This is a genomic window from Bacillus sp. FSL K6-2431 (genome assembly GCF_038005165.1).
In the GTDB taxonomy this organism is placed as follows: domain Bacteria; phylum Bacillota; class Bacilli; order Bacillales; family Bacillaceae; genus Bacillus; species Bacillus pumilus.
This window is the reverse complement of the sequence record NZ_JBBOSQ010000001.1, coordinates 2,720,552-2,738,155: the sequence shown is the minus strand read 5'-3', so window position 1 is coordinate 2,738,155 and position 17,604 is coordinate 2,720,552. Positions and strand designations below refer to the sequence as shown.

16 protein-coding genes are annotated in these 17,604 nt (G+C 43.8%); 2 read left to right on the top strand and 14 right to left on the bottom strand.

Going from position 1 to position 17,604, the window contains the following annotated elements; all coding sequences use genetic code 11:
* Window positions 1-5: 5 nt before the first annotated feature.
* The 9 genes from MHH40_RS13640 to MHH40_RS13600 form a co-directional block, all read right to left on the bottom strand.
* Window positions 6-1,034 carry a polysaccharide pyruvyl transferase family protein gene (locus tag MHH40_RS13640; protein WP_340901221.1) on the bottom strand — a complete coding sequence of 343 codons (1,029 nt, stop codon included), beginning with the start codon at window positions 1,032-1,034 and terminating at the stop codon, window positions 6-8.
* 5 nt (window positions 1,035-1,039) lie between these two features.
* Window positions 1,040-2,062 carry a glycosyltransferase family 2 protein gene (locus MHH40_RS13635; RefSeq protein ID WP_340901219.1) on the bottom strand — a complete coding sequence of 341 codons (1,023 nt, stop codon included), beginning with the start codon at window positions 2,060-2,062 and terminating at the stop codon, window positions 1,040-1,042.
* Window positions 2,063-2,089: 27 nt separating this feature from the next.
* A complete protein-coding gene (locus MHH40_RS13630) occupies window positions 2,090-3,193 on the bottom strand; it encodes an EpsG family protein (protein ID WP_003213102.1) in 1,104 nt (367 codons plus the stop codon).
* Between the two features lie 14 nt (window positions 3,194-3,207).
* On the bottom strand, window positions 3,208-4,338 hold the full coding sequence (locus MHH40_RS13625) for a glycosyltransferase family 1 protein (protein WP_321999519.1): 1,131 nt from the start codon (window positions 4,336-4,338) through the stop codon (window positions 3,208-3,210).
* A complete protein-coding gene (locus MHH40_RS13620) occupies window positions 4,331-5,170 on the bottom strand; it encodes a glycosyltransferase family 2 protein (protein WP_340901217.1) in 840 nt (279 codons plus the stop codon). The genes MHH40_RS13625 and MHH40_RS13620 overlap by 8 nt, the downstream gene beginning before the upstream one ends.
* 2 nt (window positions 5,171-5,172) lie before the next feature.
* The gene (locus tag MHH40_RS13615) at window positions 5,173-6,312 is read right to left on the bottom strand and encodes a glycosyltransferase family 4 protein (RefSeq protein WP_340901216.1); all 1,140 of its coding nucleotides are present in this window, start codon (window positions 6,310-6,312) and stop codon (window positions 5,173-5,175) included.
* Window positions 6,278-8,152 (bottom strand): polysaccharide biosynthesis protein, encoded by a 1,875-nt coding sequence (locus MHH40_RS13610; protein WP_268459231.1) that lies wholly within the window; start codon window positions 8,150-8,152, stop codon window positions 6,278-6,280. The genes MHH40_RS13615 and MHH40_RS13610 overlap by 35 nt, the downstream gene beginning before the upstream one ends.
* Window positions 8,153-8,317: 165 nt before the next feature.
* Entirely contained in the window at window positions 8,318-9,001 is a 684-nt protein-coding gene (locus MHH40_RS13605) for a CpsD/CapB family tyrosine-protein kinase (RefSeq protein WP_003212774.1), read from the bottom strand.
* Entirely contained in the window at window positions 8,991-9,722 is a 732-nt protein-coding gene (locus MHH40_RS13600; RefSeq protein ID WP_044138999.1) for a YveK family protein, read from the bottom strand. Before MHH40_RS13600 ends, MHH40_RS13605 begins: the two co-directional genes overlap by 11 nt.
* A 251-nt stretch (window positions 9,723-9,973) precedes the next feature.
* Here MHH40_RS13600 and slrR point away from each other — a divergent pair, with 251 nt between their 5' ends.
* Window positions 9,974-10,444, top strand: coding sequence for an HTH-type transcriptional regulator SlrR (gene slrR, locus MHH40_RS13595; protein ID WP_050944236.1), 471 nt, complete (start codon window positions 9,974-9,976; stop codon window positions 10,442-10,444).
* 88 nt (window positions 10,445-10,532) lie between these two features.
* On the opposite strand, the gene MHH40_RS13590 is transcribed toward slrR, so the two are convergent.
* The 4 genes from MHH40_RS13590 to MHH40_RS13575 form a co-directional block, all read right to left on the bottom strand.
* Window positions 10,533-10,757, bottom strand: a complete 225-nt coding sequence (locus MHH40_RS13590; RefSeq protein WP_003212682.1) for a phage holin — start codon at window positions 10,755-10,757, stop codon at window positions 10,533-10,535.
* A gap of 139 nt (window positions 10,758-10,896) precedes the next feature.
* Window positions 10,897-11,802: an iron-hydroxamate ABC transporter substrate-binding protein gene (locus MHH40_RS13585; protein WP_309216255.1), complete on the bottom strand. Its 906-nt coding sequence runs from the start codon at window positions 11,800-11,802 to the stop codon at window positions 10,897-10,899.
* Window positions 11,803-11,819: 17 nt separating this feature from the next.
* Window positions 11,820-12,821 carry a FecCD family ABC transporter permease gene (locus tag MHH40_RS13580; RefSeq protein WP_050944240.1) on the bottom strand — a complete coding sequence of 334 codons (1,002 nt, stop codon included), beginning with the start codon at window positions 12,819-12,821 and terminating at the stop codon, window positions 11,820-11,822.
* Window positions 12,818-13,846: a FecCD family ABC transporter permease gene (locus MHH40_RS13575; RefSeq protein WP_340901212.1), complete on the bottom strand. Its 1,029-nt coding sequence runs from the start codon at window positions 13,844-13,846 to the stop codon at window positions 12,818-12,820. The genes MHH40_RS13580 and MHH40_RS13575 overlap by 4 nt, the downstream gene beginning before the upstream one ends.
* Before the next feature lie 321 nt (window positions 13,847-14,167).
* Here MHH40_RS13575 and MHH40_RS13570 point away from each other — a divergent pair, with 321 nt between their 5' ends.
* Complete coding sequence (locus tag MHH40_RS13570) at window positions 14,168-15,577, top strand: polysaccharide deacetylase family protein (protein ID WP_310025785.1); 1,410 nt, start codon at window positions 14,168-14,170, stop codon at window positions 15,575-15,577.
* Window positions 15,578-15,592: 15 nt separating this feature from the next.
* Here the strand turns inward: MHH40_RS13570 and abc-f are convergent, their stop codons facing one another.
* Window positions 15,593-17,152 (bottom strand): ribosomal protection-like ABC-F family protein, encoded by a 1,560-nt coding sequence (abc-f, locus tag MHH40_RS13565; protein WP_340901427.1) that lies wholly within the window; start codon window positions 17,150-17,152, stop codon window positions 15,593-15,595.
* Window positions 17,153-17,604 lie beyond the last annotated feature (452 nt).

The following is a 17,604-nucleotide window of genomic DNA, read 5'->3' as shown; positions in this document are numbered from 1 at the left end:
AGCCTTCATCCAGCTTCCTCTCCCTTTTGTCCGCTCGTTTTCATCAGCTGATGAATCGCCTCTTTCACAGACGCCCCATTCGGTTCTTTCAATAGCGTCAAAAACGGAAGATGAGCCACCCATTCATACCCTTCCATCACCTTATGATCAAACGACCTGAGGACAACACACGGTGTTTGCGTAATCGCACAAAAAATCATGCCGTGAAGCCGGTCTGTCACGACGACCTGCGCCTTACTTAACTCTGTCCATAAGGCAGATAATTCATCTAAGCGAGTCGTTCGATCCACTCGTTTGCCAATTGTCGTTGTGATCAAACCGACTTGATCATACGTCTCTTGAACATGCTGCTTTAGCTGCCGCCGCTCCTTTTCGGTGAGGTACGCTTCCTTATCCTCTCGCAAACAAAGTAAAACCCCTTCACGTTTTTGTTCCTTGGTTGATTCATCTAATGTCAGCACCATATCAGGCTGTTTCCACACATCTTGATCAGGGAAATGCTGCTTCATCCAAGTGTAGGTTGTTTGATCTCTTGCCATGAGAAGCAGCCTCGGATGGTGTTTGTATGTTTGAATAGCGCGGCGTTCCTCTCTTTTTCCTCTCTTTGTTTCTGTAAAATGGGCAGTGGCCGGCAGTTGAATCACCGGATAGGACTTGAAGGTTTTCATGATAAATTGTCTCGTCCATTCTTCATAACGGTATAAGTCCCCCATATTGCCCCCACCGATGATACAGACGATGTCTTCCGGGTGCCGCATACGCTTTAACGGACGGGCGAGGCGATAGATCTCTTTCATGTCCACTTCCATGATGTCATAGGCGGGAAAGTGCTCTTTTAAAAAACAATAACTCGCATAGGCAATCGCATGATCCCCTAAATTATCATGTCCTGGCAGCAGCGTGAGAATGATTTTCTTCTGATGACTCCGCTCTGGCAGGCTTTGGCGGCTCAGTCGATATTCAAGCGGATATTTAACCTTTAAGAGCAGCCACTCTGCGGCGTGCGCCTTCAATTGCTGCAATGTCAATCTCATCACCCCTATTTCCTTGTTTGATATTCGATCCATTTTTGATAGCTAGAAGCGGCGGCAGAAAGCGGATAGACCAGCCGGCACTTCGCAAGGAATAAAATCATTCGCTTTCGCGCGGTGAGCTTCGATGGTTCCACTTGTTTGACGGCATGCTGAAAAGCCTCGTGTGTCACCATTTCCCGCATATGATCAAGCTTTTCCCGAAGAGAGAGTGCATTTTGGCTCTTCCATTCGTTGAGCATACAATGAAGGGTGTGATTGACAATAAAAAAATCAAGTGCCTTCTCATACAGAGAGATGTCATCATATTCTGTCAAAAACAAGCGCTGTGCATGATAAAAGGTTAGTCCATGATGAAAATACTGCTTCTGATATCGCTGCACAATAGAAGATAGATGAACACGGTAGTAATAAAGTGGTTCATGAACAAAGGCAATACTGCGTGATAAAGAAAAACAGCGCAGCGTCACATATTGATCTTCTATGTTCTCAAGTTCCCCCCGCAGCGGAAATCGAATGTGATGTTCTTCGATAAAGGCACGCCGATACAGCTTATTCCATGAGAACCCCGTCATGTCTCCGTGCAATAACGCTTCAATTAAACTCGTTTTTTCGGCCGACCGCTCGGCTAACAGCGTCGTTGGTATGGTTCGCTTTGACTGTTCAAATTGAATCCAGTACTCACTGATAACTAAATCTGCGCCGATCATTTCAGCTTTTTCATACAAGGCTTCGCAGTAATGAGGCGCGAGAATATCATCTGAATCAATAAAGGCAATATACGTGCCCTTTGCTTCTTCGATGCCCCGGTTTCTCACAGCGCCTAACCCTTGATTGGTTTGATGAATGACCCGAAACCGCTGATCTTGTGCAGCAAATGCTTCAAGATATTCTCCGCTGTGATCTGTAGATCCATCATTCACGAGAATAACCTCTATATCTGAAAAACTTTGATCTGCAATTGATTGAAGGCATTGCTCCACATACTGACTCGTATTGTAGACTGCGACCAATAGACTGATAGCTGGCATTACAACATGCCCCACCTTTCTCAAAATCTACTTTGTAAATATCGTCCTGTACGGTAACACAGATGAATCGAACGGCATCAGCATGATGCTGTACAGAATATAGCAAACAGCAATCCCTACATAGATAAAAACATTAGACCGCTGATCAAAAATACGTGTGAAATACGGCAGTAAAATAAGCTGATACAAGCCAAAATAAATATGAAATCTTGCATAAATGACATCCTTGGTGGCAAGGATGCCAAACAAGAAACCGAGCAAACAAAAGTTCACAACGTAATCACTCTCAGGCGTCAGCTCACGAAGCCGTTTTCGATAAAAGAACGCAAGCAAAAGCGGCAAAATCAATACACCGATTTTTGTCACATTCATTCCATTTGTATTCGTTGTGAGCCATTCCTCGTAATGCCCATATGAACTGCCTTGCAGCATTACGACAAACACAGAAATAAAGCGGTCATAAAGAGCGGTTAACCCTAAGAAAATCATGCATAAGACCAGCATCATCCAAGACCACGATTTTGTTCTCACGATAAAATATACAGGAATCATGATGAGAGCCGATGAATGAAACAATGAACATACGAGGACGAGCGGAAAATACAATTTCCACTGACCATTGATCACAAGACGGATGGCATAAAAAAGAACCGCCGCCACCATATACTGACGCATGCCATTAAACGAAGCGTAATAATGAAAGGTGCCGAGAAAAAGCAGCATACTCAGCTCAAAGGGACGACCATATTGAATGAGCGTCTTGATGATAAAAAAATAAGTGATCGCCCCAACCGAGATATACATGATTTGCGGATCATGGGACAGTTGATTGAGCATCCATAAAATAAACGTAAATCCTGGGTCAGTGGCCGCCTTGTCCACACCAAATCCGAATATGTGCCAAGGTTTTTCATAATTGATGGAGAACTCATACATCTGTCCATATGTGACAAAATCGGTTCCTACTTTGTAACGAATACCAGCGACAATACAAAGAAACAAAAACGGAAATAACACGAGAATCTTGTTAGGCCGCCATCCGCTTTGAATGGTATCATCACGCCTGCCGTAAAATGCGGCAAAGCTCGACCATAAATAGACCATGATCATGTTCACCAAATATACCGCCATCTGCCATTCCTTCCTTACAGTCCATATCCTTTCATCACACGTGTGATGTTCTGTTTGACATCAAATCCTCTTTGTTCAAGCTGGTACGTAATGGTCTCTTGAAGAGGAGGCTCTGCATGATACGCTTCAAGCACCGCCTTCATCCATTCATGCGCGGAATCCCGCAGCGACATTCTTTTCACAAGACCGCAGCCTAAATCTACTTCCTCTGTAATATGATCTGAAATCACACAAGGCAATCCAGATGCCTGTGCTTCCACTAAAACGAGTGGAAGGCCTTCAAACAAGGAAGGCATCACAAATACATCAAATGCTTTCATATAGTCTGGAACGTCCGATACAACGCCTGTAAAGACAATGTTGTCTAACAAACCGGCCTTTTCCGCATATGATTCAACCACCTGCCTCAGCGGTCCATCCCCTACAAGGACAAGCTGAAATGAGACCCCCTGCTTCTTTAAGGTCTGTGCCAATTCCATAAAAAAAACGTGATTTTTTTGTTCATGAAAACGACCAATATGACCTATCACCATACTCTTTTCCTGAAGACCAAGCTGCTTTTTGATCTTCACCTTTTCTTCTGGATCAGGCTGAAAGAAAAGGGATAAATCAATCCCATTCGGCAGCACCTCAACCTGTCTATTCTTCATTTTTTTCTGCCCAAATAAAAAGGAGCCGGCATCCTCACCGCATGCAACAAGCTTTGTAGAAAATGCAAAAATCAGCCGGCGAAACCCTTTGAGCATCATATGGTCTACCCAATTTGGCGACTGTTTCCAAGCTGTATTATGCGAATGACAAATCCGCACCTTTACACCCGCCAATTTCGCAGCAAGGGCAGAGAAGCCTGTTTGAAAATCTGTATGTGCATGCACTGCTTGATACGGTCCTGTTCGTTTGATCGTCTTTGTCAATGTTCTGACAAATGCCAAAGGAGAGGATGCCCCAATACTCGGGACGTAAAAGATACGTCCTCCGAGCCTCTGAATTTCCTCATCATAATCACAGACATCCTTCCGGTGGGTAATAAAGTCAAATTGGAGGACATTTCTATCGAGTGCACGATAGATGTTCATGATCATCGTTTCAGCTCCGCCGCGGTTCATCCCGCCCACAATATGAAGTACACGCTTTGGCTCACTCATCCCGAATCGTCCTCCTTTTCAACAAAGACGCCTCCAGCTTCCGCTGGTGATAAAATTTCATGATCTTCGGTGATAAACAGGCGCGAACCACCGGCTTTAGCGCAAACAAATAATGAACCGGCGACAATTTTAATAACCAGCATGCTTTCAAAACGAGCCAAGCATTGTCTATCGAATATTGAAACTTACGACGCTGAAAAGCCGCTTCATCCTCTCTCACAAGGTATAACGGCTCTTGTAAATTAAAGCCTTTTCTCCCCGTAGCAAAAAAACGGATCCACAGATCAATATCTTCCATCCGCCTCGTTGTTTTCACAGAGCGATATCCATTTAAAGCCTTGTACGCAGCAGCCCTCATCATAATGGTTCCATGACAAAAAGGCGTCCCTCTTGCCAGCACTTTTCGATCAGGCTCTGAAATCAGTGCACGTACACCTTTTGTACCCGATTCATCAAACACGGTCATCGCCGTCCCAACCACATCATATTCAGGATGTGATTCAAGGAAATGCACCTGTTTTTCTAAACGATCAGGTACTGATATATCGTCGCCATCCTGCCTTGCAATCAAGTCTCCCCTCGCTTCAGCTAGACAGCGATTCAGACTGGCAGCGAGCCTTTGATTATGCTCATTGCGGATAAGGCGAATTCTTTCAGGTTCTCGTTTTGTATAGGACAGCACTTTTTCATAGGTGCCGTCTGTTGATGCGTCATCACATATGATGAACTCCCAATTATCATATGTTTGATGAAGAATGGATTCAATACTTTCTTCTACTGTGTCTTGGCAATTGTAGACGCCCATGATGATAGACACCTTTGGCTTATGCATGCTCACATCACCTTCTCTGCTTGATCCATAAAGGTTGTATAAATTTCTTCCATAGCACTCACCGTCTGCTCCTGTGCAAATGCATGGGCTAAGAAGCGCCCCGCTTTTCCCATGAGGGGCAGCTGATCTCTTCTGTGATAAAGCTGGTGCAAATATTCAGCCAAGTCATTCACATCATGCGGTTTGACTAAAAAACCATTCACGCCATGTCTGATCAACTCACAGTGTCCTCTATTCTCTGTTGCAATGACCGGCTTTTCCGCAGACATCGCTTCAAGCAGATTCATGCCGAGCCCTTCTCTCAAACTAGTCGACACACATACATCACTCAAATGCATCCATTCCTCAATTTGTTTGCAAAAACCAGCAAAGTGGACATGCTTTTCAAGATGGAGCTCGTGAACCAACTTTTCATACATCGGCCTCATTGACCCTTCACCGGCAAACACGATCTTCACATTTGGTATTTTCCTAAATAGCTGGGCACATGCTTTGATGAGCATTCCTTGGTTTTTATTCGCATTTAATTCGCCAGCGCACAGCACAATAAAATCTTCTGAAGAAAAGCCATGGACTGCACGAAGACGCTGCTTCTCTTTTTCATGAACTGGTGCAAATCGTTTCATATCCACACCCATACCAGGAACGTAATAAACAGATGCCCGCTCTTTTGATAGACGATCTGCTCTTTTAAAATCCTCTCCATTAATGGTGATCAAAGCGTCTGTATGGCGGGCGAGCCATCGCTCAATCGGATAATAGAGCAGCCAGTTTTGAAGCGGCGCTCCTTGCCAAAAGTGAAAGCCATGTGCTGTGTAAAGAACCTTCGTCCCTTTTTTGCGCGCGCTTTTAGCTGCAAGTCTGCCAATTACACTTCCCATTGGTGTGTGGCAATGGATGAAGTCGTAGTGCTCTTTCGCTAACAGCTTCTTCAGCTCCACATACGCAAACCGGTTGTGCACATGAAAAGGAGAGCGCTGAATCGGAATTGAGTGCGCTTGATCCACATAGGGAAGCTCCAGCTGACCATTTGCCGCTGTATGCACTTCCCATCCTTGTTCCTGAAACCACCGGAAATACGGAAGGTGAAATGCCTTAAAATGATAGTCAACCGTTGCGCAAAACAAGACTTTTTTCTTCATCGGCAAGCGCTTCCCCCTCTCTTGTCATCTGTTCAGACAACAAATCATGCGATTCGATGGCAGCAAACAATGCTTCTCTCATTTGCTCTTCACTCATCATGTCAAATTCATGGATAAAGCGGTTCAGCACATATGGATCCCCATCCAGCGCATGGCCGATATGAATTTTCGGGAAAATTTGTTCCTGTGCTTTTTCATGCTGGTTGAGTAGTTCCTCATACATTTTCTCCCCAGGGCGAATGCCTGTGAACGTAATCGGAATCTGGTCTGTGGTGTAGCCTGAGAGGTGAATGAGGTTTTCTGCGAGGTCAACAATTTTCACTGGCTCCCCCATATCTAATACAAAAATCTGTCTTCCTTCTGCCAAGGCACCCGCCTGAATGACAAGTCTCGATGCTTCTGGAATGGTCATAAAATATCTTGTCATGGCTGGGTGCGTGACCGTGACCGGCCCGCCTTGTTCGATCTGTTTCTTAAAAATTGGAATGACGCTTCCCCTGCTTCCGAGTACATTTCCAAACCGAACCGCGACAAATTTTGTGTCACTGCTTGCCCCCATTTGCATGATCAGCATTTCAGCAAATCGCTTTGTGGCGCCCATCACATTGGCAGGATTGACCGCTTTGTCAGAGGAAATGAGGACGAATGTTTCAATGCCATGCTCATGTGCAGCTTCTGCGACATTTTTTGTCCCGATAATATTGTTTTTCACTGCTTCTTTTGGACTGATCTCCATGAGCGGGACGTGCTTATGTGCCGCAGCATGATAAATCATATCCGGCTGAAACTGACCAACGATTTCACTCATTTTCTGTTTATCTTGGATATCCGCAATTTGCGGATAGAGACTGATGGTGTCCCCATAGATTTCTTTCAGCTCTAGTAAAATAGAATGAATGCTAAATTCTCCATGTCCCACAAGCACAATCGCTTGAGGAGCAAACACACAAATTTGACGACAGATTTCTGACCCAATCGATCCGCCTGCCCCTGTGACCATGATGGTTTTCCCCTTTAAATGGACAGATAGACGGCTCGAATCTAATTGAATCGGTTCTCTACCTAATAAATCCTCTGGCTGTACATCTCGTAATTGATTCAGCGCATGGGTTCCTTTTAAAATCTGCTCCATCTCCGGCATGATCTGTGTCTTGATCCCAGTCGCTACGCATTCCTTATACAGTCCTTTTAACGTATGGCTGCTTTTGGACGGAATGGCGATGATGATCTTTTGAATATCCATCATCACAACAGCTGTTTGAATCTGTTCTTTTCCCCCTAGAACAGGCAGTCCCATGATTTCAAGCCTATGCTTCGTCTTGTCATCATCTATGAAGGCGACTGGCTCAATATGTACATCACTCGATTGCTGAAGCTGACGAACGATGATGGTTCCAGCTGATCCGGCGCCAATGATTAAGGCCCGCTCCTTTTCTACCTGCAGCCGCTTTGCCCCATCATGTAATAGCCGGGACGCCATTCGAGATGCACCGATGAATAATACGTGAAAAAGCCACACGATGAATAAAAAACGGAAGGGCCATGTCTGCACGAAAAGGTACAGTATTGCCATTGAAAATAAAAAAGAACATACAAAGGTCTTCATTAAAGAAAATAGCTCTCTTACCCCTGTATAAGCCCATACTTGCTTGTACACGTGAAAAATATACGAAAACAAATGGTGCCCAATGAGTAGACTGAGCGAAGAAATGACGAGCATTTCAAATGTATAAACAGTTAACGCCGCTTCTTGGACAAATTGAAAACCAAAAAAGACAGCCACTAAGATGAGATATGAATCTAGTGCCACGATGATTGATAATCTTTGGGCGTAAGTCAACGCTCCTCCCCCTTTTTAAAACATCACTATTCTTACGTAAAATGGGCATCAAACCCGTCCTCACATCCCACTATTGATGACGAGCATCTAAGGCATTGGTCATGCCCACAGCAGGATCGAGTGCCTCCATTGTTAAAGATTAGGAGACATCACCTATCAATCTTGTTAATACATATACAGCCTTCCCTTTTTCTCTTTCTTGCCATTTAGCATAGCCCCAAGCAGTTTACCTGTTGTCCCGTCTAACACTTCTTTTGATTTCTTGACCGCAGCTATCTTGGTTTTGCCGCTTAAGACAACAAGAATGCTTCCATCTGTCCGGTTCGCCAGGATCTTTGCATCGGCTACTGGCAGAAGCGGCGCAGAATCAACAATCACCATGTCATATTGCTGTTCAATTTCATAAAACAGCTGCTTCATGACAGATGAGGAGAGCAGCTCAGCTGGATTCGGCGGAATGGTTCCGCTCGGAAGCAGCTCTAAATGTTCAATAGGTGTGGGTAAAATAGCTTCCTCCAAGCTGCAATTATTTAATAGCACATTGGTCAAGCCCGTGTGATGACTCAGGTCAAAATATTCATGAACAGCCGGCTTTCGCAAATCAGCATCCATTAGCAGCACCCGCTTTTTCTGCTGTGCAAAAACAGCTGCTAGATTTGCAGCCGTAAATGATTTCCCTTCCTTCGGCAAGGAGGATGTCACCAATATGGATTTCAGCCTTGTTTGGATTGATGTGAATTCGATGTTCGTTCGGATCGTACGAAATTGTTCTGCTATGACAGAGTGAGGATCTAATACAGAAATACAGGATAAATCTCTCTTTTCTCTTTTCTTTCTCTTAAAGATCAATGTTCTGTCCTCCCGTTATGACGGACTGCTTGTCTTTTTTTGCCCTCCTGTCTGCCTGCATCTGATAGACGCTACCGAGCGACGGCAATCCGATCTCTTCTCTTATTTGATGTGTTCGTTTTACAGTATCATCGAGTAGGTTCATTAAGAAAATGAGTGTTATCCCCCCTAATAAAGAGGCGCCTAGTGCCAGTACGATATGAACGAATTTTCTTGAATTCATGAGAATCGTATTAGACAGCTTGGCTTCAGACAAAACATTAATGCGATCCATATTCATGGTTTTTTTGATTTCTTCTTGCAGCACCTCTGTTGCAGTATTCGCGATGGCAACTGCCTTTGCGCGATCCTCATCTTGCACAGAAATATTGATGACCTCAGACTCATTTTCTGTACTTGTGGCAATTTTGTGTTTTAATCCTTCAGCTGATTCTGTGAGATTGAGTGTTTCTTTTACTTTTTCAATGACGATCGGACTTTTTAATAAAACTTGAAAGGTACGTGTATATTGAAGGTTCATCTGAATATCGTTTAAGTTCGCTTGTGCGTCATTGCTGCGTTTATGAACAAGAATTTGAGTGGTTGCCTGATATACAGGAGTCGAGACATAGAACTGATAGTAGGCTGAAATGCCCGTTACGATCAGGACAATCAGGATCAGAAGGGCCATTTTCTCTTTAATGACAGAAAACAGCTGCTTAAAACCTATATTCTCATTCATAGATACCTCCCGATTTCATCATAAAAAGGTTATATATGGTTTCTTTTTGTTAATGATTGGATTATAAAAGATAATACCCGCAAAGAAAAATGTCATAATAGGTCTTATAGTTCTTTTTAAAGAACGAAATCGTTCGTTTTCTTTTGTTTACTTCCTAATTCTTACGTTTTTGAATTTTATAAAGAACAATTTATTTCTTATAATGAACGAAAAGGTCGCAGTACGATTCGCCAGGAAGAAGGGATGATCGAATGATAGGAAAGGTGATACGCATTTACCGAAAGAGGAAGGGATACTCCATTCAGCAGCTGGCTGAAGATGCCCATGTTTCTAAATCGTATTTGAGTAAGATAGAGCGTGGTGTCCACAGAAATCCATCTGTCCAGTTTTTAAAAAAGGTATCCTCTTCGCTAGAGATTGATTTACAAGAGCTATTTGATGCAGAGACGTTGATGTTTCATGAGTCTGAGAGTGGTGAACACGAATGGCGGGAGCATATCGTCAATGCCGTCCAATCCGGCATGCCAAAAGAAGAACTCTATCAGCTGCTCCAAACGTACCGAAAGGAGCAGGAAGAAAAGACGTTACATGTCACTCATAGAAAGTTGACGGATTCGAATATAACAGAATGGAAGCGTCTGATGAGTGAGGCGAAAGCTATCGGCTTAAGCATTGAGGAAGTAAAAGCATTCCTCGCCAACATGGGAGAACGACGGGCGTAAGCCTTTCAGGAAGAGTCAAATTGCGGGGAGAGGCGTTTGACGCTTCGCTGAAAAAGAGCCTTTTATCATGAAAAGGCTCTTTTTCCTCTTATTCTGCTTTTTTTGTTCGTGCTTTTTTCGTTATATCATTGTTTTTCCAATAGGCCCAGAGAGATGTAATTCCAAGAAAGACTAACGTGATGAATTGCTGAATACCTTCTTCATCAATAGGTATTGGGCTTTTTCCCGCAGCGGTTAGCGCACTGTTGACAAGCGCGAGCAAAAGCAGCACAAGCCTTGCGATTGTACCTGCACTAATTTTTTGAACTTCCAACTGTAACCCCTCCCTTTCTTCCCCTTCACGGGCGGTACGGCTCGTTCTCTCTCATATGTATGCAAAAACCGAAAGAATAGAAGACCGGATCAAAAAAAGAGACATCATGCCTATATAAGGAATGATGCCTGATTTCATCTTATTTTGATGTAGAAAACATCTCTTTCGCTTCATCCAATGCCATTTTATTGCCTAGTGCTGAGTAATCGAGCCATGGCTGATCGGCAATCGGATAGACTTGATTGTTCTTCACAGCTTTTAGACCCTTCCAAATCGGCGTCTTTTCTAATTGCTTGAATGCCTGCTGCGCTTTATCGTCACGGTTCACGACGACAAAGATAGCATCTGCATCATAGTCAGGAAGAACCTCTTGAGAAATCACTTCAAATGGCCGTTTGCTGTCCAGTTTCTTCACCCCATCGACAGGTGTGAGGCCTAAATCCTCGTACAAAATTGGACCCATTGGGCGCTTCATGCTAAATACTCGAAGCTCCTTTGCCGTCACACGGATCGCCATTACTTTTCCGTTTCCAATCTTTTGTTTGATGAGCGATTTGACTTCTTTTGCTTCTTGATTGTAATCCTGAATATATTGATCGGCTTCTTTCTCTTTATTGACGAGCTTGCCGATTTTTTTCAAATGATCACGCCAAGTGCCGTTATTTAAATCAAACACTTCCGTTTTGGCGATTTTCTTATATTTCGATAAATCTTGTCCAGCTAGTTCTTCATCGACATATATAACATCTGGTTTTAATGCAAGCAGCGACTCCATATCAGGATCGGCTGCGATGCCCAGCTTCTTCGTACCACTCAGCTGCTTTTTGGCATGTGGAAGAAAATCTTTTAAATCCCCTCCTACAACAGAGCCTGCTGGCTTGATACCGAGAGCTAATAAGTCATTCGTTAAATGAATAGACAAGGAAGCAATTTTCGGTGTTCCATGATCATTTTGAGTTGCTTTATTCTTTGTTTCCTGTTGACCACAAGCGGCAAGCAAAATAAAACAGAGCGTTAAACCAAGCACAAGTAATTTTTTCATGATGAGTTCCTCTTTCTTGTTTATTTCGTTTTTGTTAATAAATAGAGAAAATAAGGAGCGCCGATAAAAGCCACAACGACACCCGCTGGTATGGCATTTGGGGCAAAGATGGAACGTCCAATTGTATCGGCACTGACCAAAATCAACAAGCCAAGCAGCGCACTAACCGGTAAAAAGTATTGATGAAGCGAGCCGACAAGTCGCCTTGCCAAATGCGGGGCGACAAGTCCAATAAAACCAATACCGCCTGTCATCGAAACACTTGCACTCGCCAAACCAACAGCTAAGGTCAGCAAAAGGAGACGCTGACGCTGAACACGTACACCTACACTTGAGGCGACAGCATCTCCTAATGTCAACGCATTGAGCGTGCTTGACTGCATCAGCGTAAGCGGCACAAGGCATACAATCCAAGGCAGAAGCGCTAACACATGAATCCAATCTCTCCCCCAGACATTTCCGACAAGCCATCTTGAAGCAAATGTGTAAGTATCTTCATCTAGCTTCAATGACAAAAATAATGTCAAAGCACTGAATCCCGCTGCAACTGCAATTCCTACTAAAATCAGCCGGATGGGAACGAGCCCTTCCTGCCGGTCATACGCCAGAAGCACAATGACCGCTGCCGCAAGTAACCCTCCGCCAAATGTAAAGAGCGGAATCAGAAGAGAGGGATTGCCTTCTAGTGCGTGGAAATACGTCACAAACACGATTAAGCCAAATGCGGCGCCTGCATTCAGTCCAATAATCCCTGGATCGGCCAGCGGGTTACGAGATAAACTTTGCAAAATGCCTCCCGCCATACCAAGACCAATTCCCGCTAGCATCGTTACCACGATTCGAGGCAGACGATAGTCAAACAGCACCGTTTCACTTTGAAAATCTCCAAAGCCGAATAACGTTTTGACGACTACAAGAGGATTTAGTTTTAGCGTACCGGTATTTAAGCTATACAGCACAACAGCCACACTTAAACAAAGCAAAACGACTGTCACAACAAGAGCCCGCTGTTTCTCTCTCATGACAGGTTCCTCCCTTCTTTTCTGGCAATATACAAGAAGAAAGGAACACCGACAAGTGCCACCATCACGCCAATGGCAAGCTCTCGCGGCGGATTAACGGTGCGGCTGGCAAGGTCAGCAAAGACAAGCAGCACCGCGCCTAATATCGCTGACATCGGAATGACGAAACGATAGTTTATACCAACCAGCTTTCGTGCGATATGCGGGATGACAAGACCGACAAACCCAATGGAGCCGACTGCTGACACAGAAACCCCTGCTAATAATACAGCAGCTACCATTCCTAGTATTCGCACTTGTCGCGTTTTCACCCCTAAATTTGCCGCTACATCTTCACCAAGCGACAGTAGCGACAATGACCGTCCTAATAGCATCGCCCATACGATCACTATGAGAATGACCGGAGCAAGAATTGTCAGCTGCGGCCATTTCACACCAGCCACGCCGCCTGCATACCAAAACGCAAGATCCTGACTTAAGTCAAAATAAATCGCGATTCCAGAGCTAAGTGCATGAAGCAATGCAGCCACAACGGCTCCTGCTACAGTTAAGCGCAGCGGTGTCAAAACGCCGCCTGCCGCACCAATCGCAAAGATCAGCAGCGTACTGAGCACTGCACCAAAAAAGGAAGACAACATAAGTGCCGAATAAGGGATGCCTGGGAAAAAAGCAAAACAAAGAGCGACCACAAACATCGCACCGCCATTGATGCCCAAAATTCCCGCATCGGCCAGCGGGTTTCTTGTAATCCCCTGCATGAGCGCACCCGCTACGGCAAATGCCGCTCCAACAAGAGCTGCTCCTAAAACACGAGGAAGTCTTAACTCATGGATGATCTGCTGCTCTGTGACATCTGACTGATAGTCAAATACAGCTGTCCAAACCGTTTGCAGAGACAATGTTTTGGCACCATATGACACAGCCAAAAACATGGCAGCCGCCAAACCAAGGACGGCGAGAAAAAATATCAAAAAGAACAGAATATATGATGATCGTTTTTGTTGAGGTGTTCGCTTATCCTGCAAAATCGGTGTCATCCTTTTCTTCATTAAAAGTCTGTTTGAAAATGAGAATCATAATCATCAAAATTATATCTGCCTGCCTCTCAAAAATCAATGTACACCTCATTTTTTAATTAATGAAGGTATGCAGGTGACAGTGTCATACAGTGTCTTTGCTCGTTTGAAATGGCCTATCATTTTTTCTCATAGTTTAATAGGAAAATAGTTGACATTCCGCCTGAACATCCTCTAAAATGACAAAAGTAAGTCAAATGTTATAAAAATATTACAAACAGATGTCAAACTGATAAAGAATGACCCGTCTTGAGAGGAGATTTGAACGTTGTGTCATTAAAGGGAAAATGGAGTATCGGCCTATTTGCACTTGCGATCGTCATTGGAGTCGTTGCTTTCTTTCAGAATCAACAAGCAAGTGGGACCGAGAAGAAAAATGTAAAGCAGGATACGAACTATAAAAACGTCGAAATCGTTACTCTCGTAAATGACGGGAAATTTATGAGATATGCAGTCAACTATCCTCTTTTTCATCAAAAAGAGCTAGATGACAAGATTCAAAGCTACGCAAATTCAGCTTTAGAGCATTTCAAAAAGACGTTTAGTGAAGCCAAGGACGTCGATGAAAACAAACGCTTTGAACTGAATATTGATTATGATATGGTGCATTATGCGAAGCAGTCGGCTGCTATTCGCTTTACGACTTATACCTATACAGGTCAGCAAAATGGGACCACCAATCATCTCACAATCAACTATGATTTTCAGAAAAAAACCTTTCTTGACACAAAAGATTTATTTCTACCTAAAACCAACTTTTTAAAGAAATTATCCTACATTACATATTCAGAGCTTCAAAAGGACAAAACCTTATCTAAGGATCAGACGCTCCTTCAGAAAGGAACAGCCCCTACTGCCCAAAACTTCAGTCAATTTGCCTTGAAAGAGAAATATGTAGAATTTTATTTCCCAGCATCTCAAGTAGCCGGCGAGGATCTTGGTCCCCAAACACTTGCGATTAAAAAGACGCTGCTGAAAGATATAATGAAGCCAGAATATATGAATAAAACCAAAAATCAAAATGAAATGAAAGAACCAAATCCGAAAAGAAAAGCCGTCAAGCTGCCGCAAAAATCAAAGCTTGATCCAAATAAAAAAGCCATCGCCCTCACATTTGATGATGGTCCGAACCCAGCGACCACCTCAAAGATTTTAGAAGCACTGAAGGAAAATAAAGGACATGCGACCTTTTTCGTATTAGGCAGCAGGGTGCAGTATTATCCTAGTATGCTTGCCGATATTCTAAAAGGCGGGAATGAAATCGGAAACCATTCTTACAGTCATCCTTTATTAACAAGACTGCCTTTAAAGGAGGCGGTAAAACAAGTGAAGGACACTCAGAAGCTGATTGAGAAAGCGAGCGGGTATACACCTACGCACTTTAGACCGCCATATGGTGGAACAAATCAAGACATCAATCAAGCGGTTGAGATGAAGGTCTCTTTATGGGATGTTGATCCTGAGGATTGGAAAATTCGCAACAGCCAGCAGATCACAAACCACGTTCTTTCACATGCAGCAGATGGCAGAACGGTGTTAATGCACGATATTTATGACAGCTCAGCTCAAGCAGCAGTGAAGATCATTCATGAACTCACCAAACAAGGCTATCAGCTCGTCACCGTCAGTGAGCTTGATCAATTAAAAAAAGAACGACATGAACAAGCCCCTGTGCAATAAACACAGGGGTTTTCTTTATGACTCCAAAGATTTCTTTTGTTTCAATAATGCTTGAAATGTCTCCTCCAGCTCCTGAGACGGCTCAATACTTAACCGGCTGAGCACTTCAGACAGCTGTAAATCAATTAACAGAAGCTCCTCTTCTCTTTGGGTCACAGCTGGTTTGTCGCCTTTTTGTTTATACGCTTCATATGTTCCACAAAAAGCTTCAATACGCTTTTCATGAACATGGAAAATGCGAGTCGCCACATTCTCAATCAATCTGCGATCATGGGAAACGAACACAACCGTACCCGGGTAATCCTTCAATAGACCTTCAAGCGCTTCAACTGCCGCCAGATCTAGAAAGTTCGTCGGTTCATCCAGCATGAGAACATTGGCATCGCTGACAAGCAAGGACGCCAGCATGGTCTTCACCCTTTCTCCTCCGCTTAACACCCCGACAGGTTTATACACGTCATCCCCTCGAAACCCAAGTCTCGCTAAAACCGTTCGTACCACTGTCTCATCTTGAACTGCCTCTTTCAGCGCATTTTGTAAAATCGATTCATCTACCTTTAATCCTGAAAGATCCTGACGAAAATAGCCGAGCTTGACAGCTTCTGAGCGAGAAACTCCGGGATGTCCATTTACCAGCATTCGGGAAAATGTCGTTTTCCCGCTCCCATTCTTGCCAATGATGGCGACCTTGTCCCCGCCTCTCACTTCCACATTCGCCTGCTTCCAAAGCAATTGATCGCCCGCCTTGCCATCTACATTTTTCACTCGCAAAATGGTACGGCTCGCTACTTCCTTCATTGTGTGCTGCGTCATTTGAATGGGCTGAATGTCTTTTACTTTCTCAACCTTTTCTAATTTCTCCATCCTTGTTTCAATCGATTTGGCTGTTTTTTGCAGCTTTTTTTGCTTATTTGCATAGTAGGGCTTTGCAATTTTTGGCCCTGAGGATTTCAGCTTTTGGGATGGCTTTGTCGCTTTGTCGGCTTTTTTCTTTTTCTTTTCTAGCGCATGCTCTAACTGTTTTTTCTTTTGAGTATAAGCTTCGTACGCTTCCACCTGCTGACGATGCGCCAGCTCTTTTTGCTGTGCAAATTGCGTGTAGTTACCTTTGTATTGATTGAGCTGTCCATGATCCAGCTCCCAAATCTCCGTACATACCGCATCTAAAAAAGCACGATCATGTGAAACGACAATGAGGGCTCCTTGATAATTGTTCAGCTTCTCTTCCAGCCACTCAATGTGCTCTGTATCTAAATGAGTCGTTGGTTCATCTGCTAATAAAAGGGTAGAAGGACGGTTTAACGCGCTTTCAATATACGTCTGGGTCATCTCACCACCACTCCGTGTGCCATCCGCTTGTTTTAGCTGAGGAAGCAGTGTGCAGGTCGTTGTGGCGGCAAACGTGCCACTGTCTGGTGTCTCTTGCCCCGCGAGCACATGCAATAACGTCGTTTTCCCGCTTCCATTTGCCCCGACAAGTCCAATGCGGTCACTTTGATGGATAGCAAGCTCCTCAATATCAAATAACAATCGATCTTTTCGAAACACCTTTAACTGATTGGCTTTTACTAACATCCAACCCTCTCCTTTCGTATCAGGAGACATGAAAAAGCCTCCCATTCTCAGAATAGGAGGCAAAATGGTGTACAAAAATAAGCGGATCAATTCCAGATGACGTGCCGTTCCTATCTGAACACACACATCCCCCGTATCAATCTTCTCATTCTTTGATTCCCAAGCTGTACCATCCTATTCCGAAGCTAAAAAATGAAAACGCAGCAAACATGGCAAACCAATCGTTTGCTCACTGCCTTCGTTTTTTCATTTTGCTTACAGGTCATAGGATTAGTACTTCATTGCATTGGGTCACCCTTCCGTCGTTTGTTACGTTTACAATAAAAGATTGGTTATTTTTTGTCAAGCTGAAATGGCACAGGTGAGTCCATTCAATTCAGCGTAATAGAAAACCTTTGAAGTCTTGGAAGGACTGGTACCGAAGCGGAACGAATTCCACTTTCACGCACGTC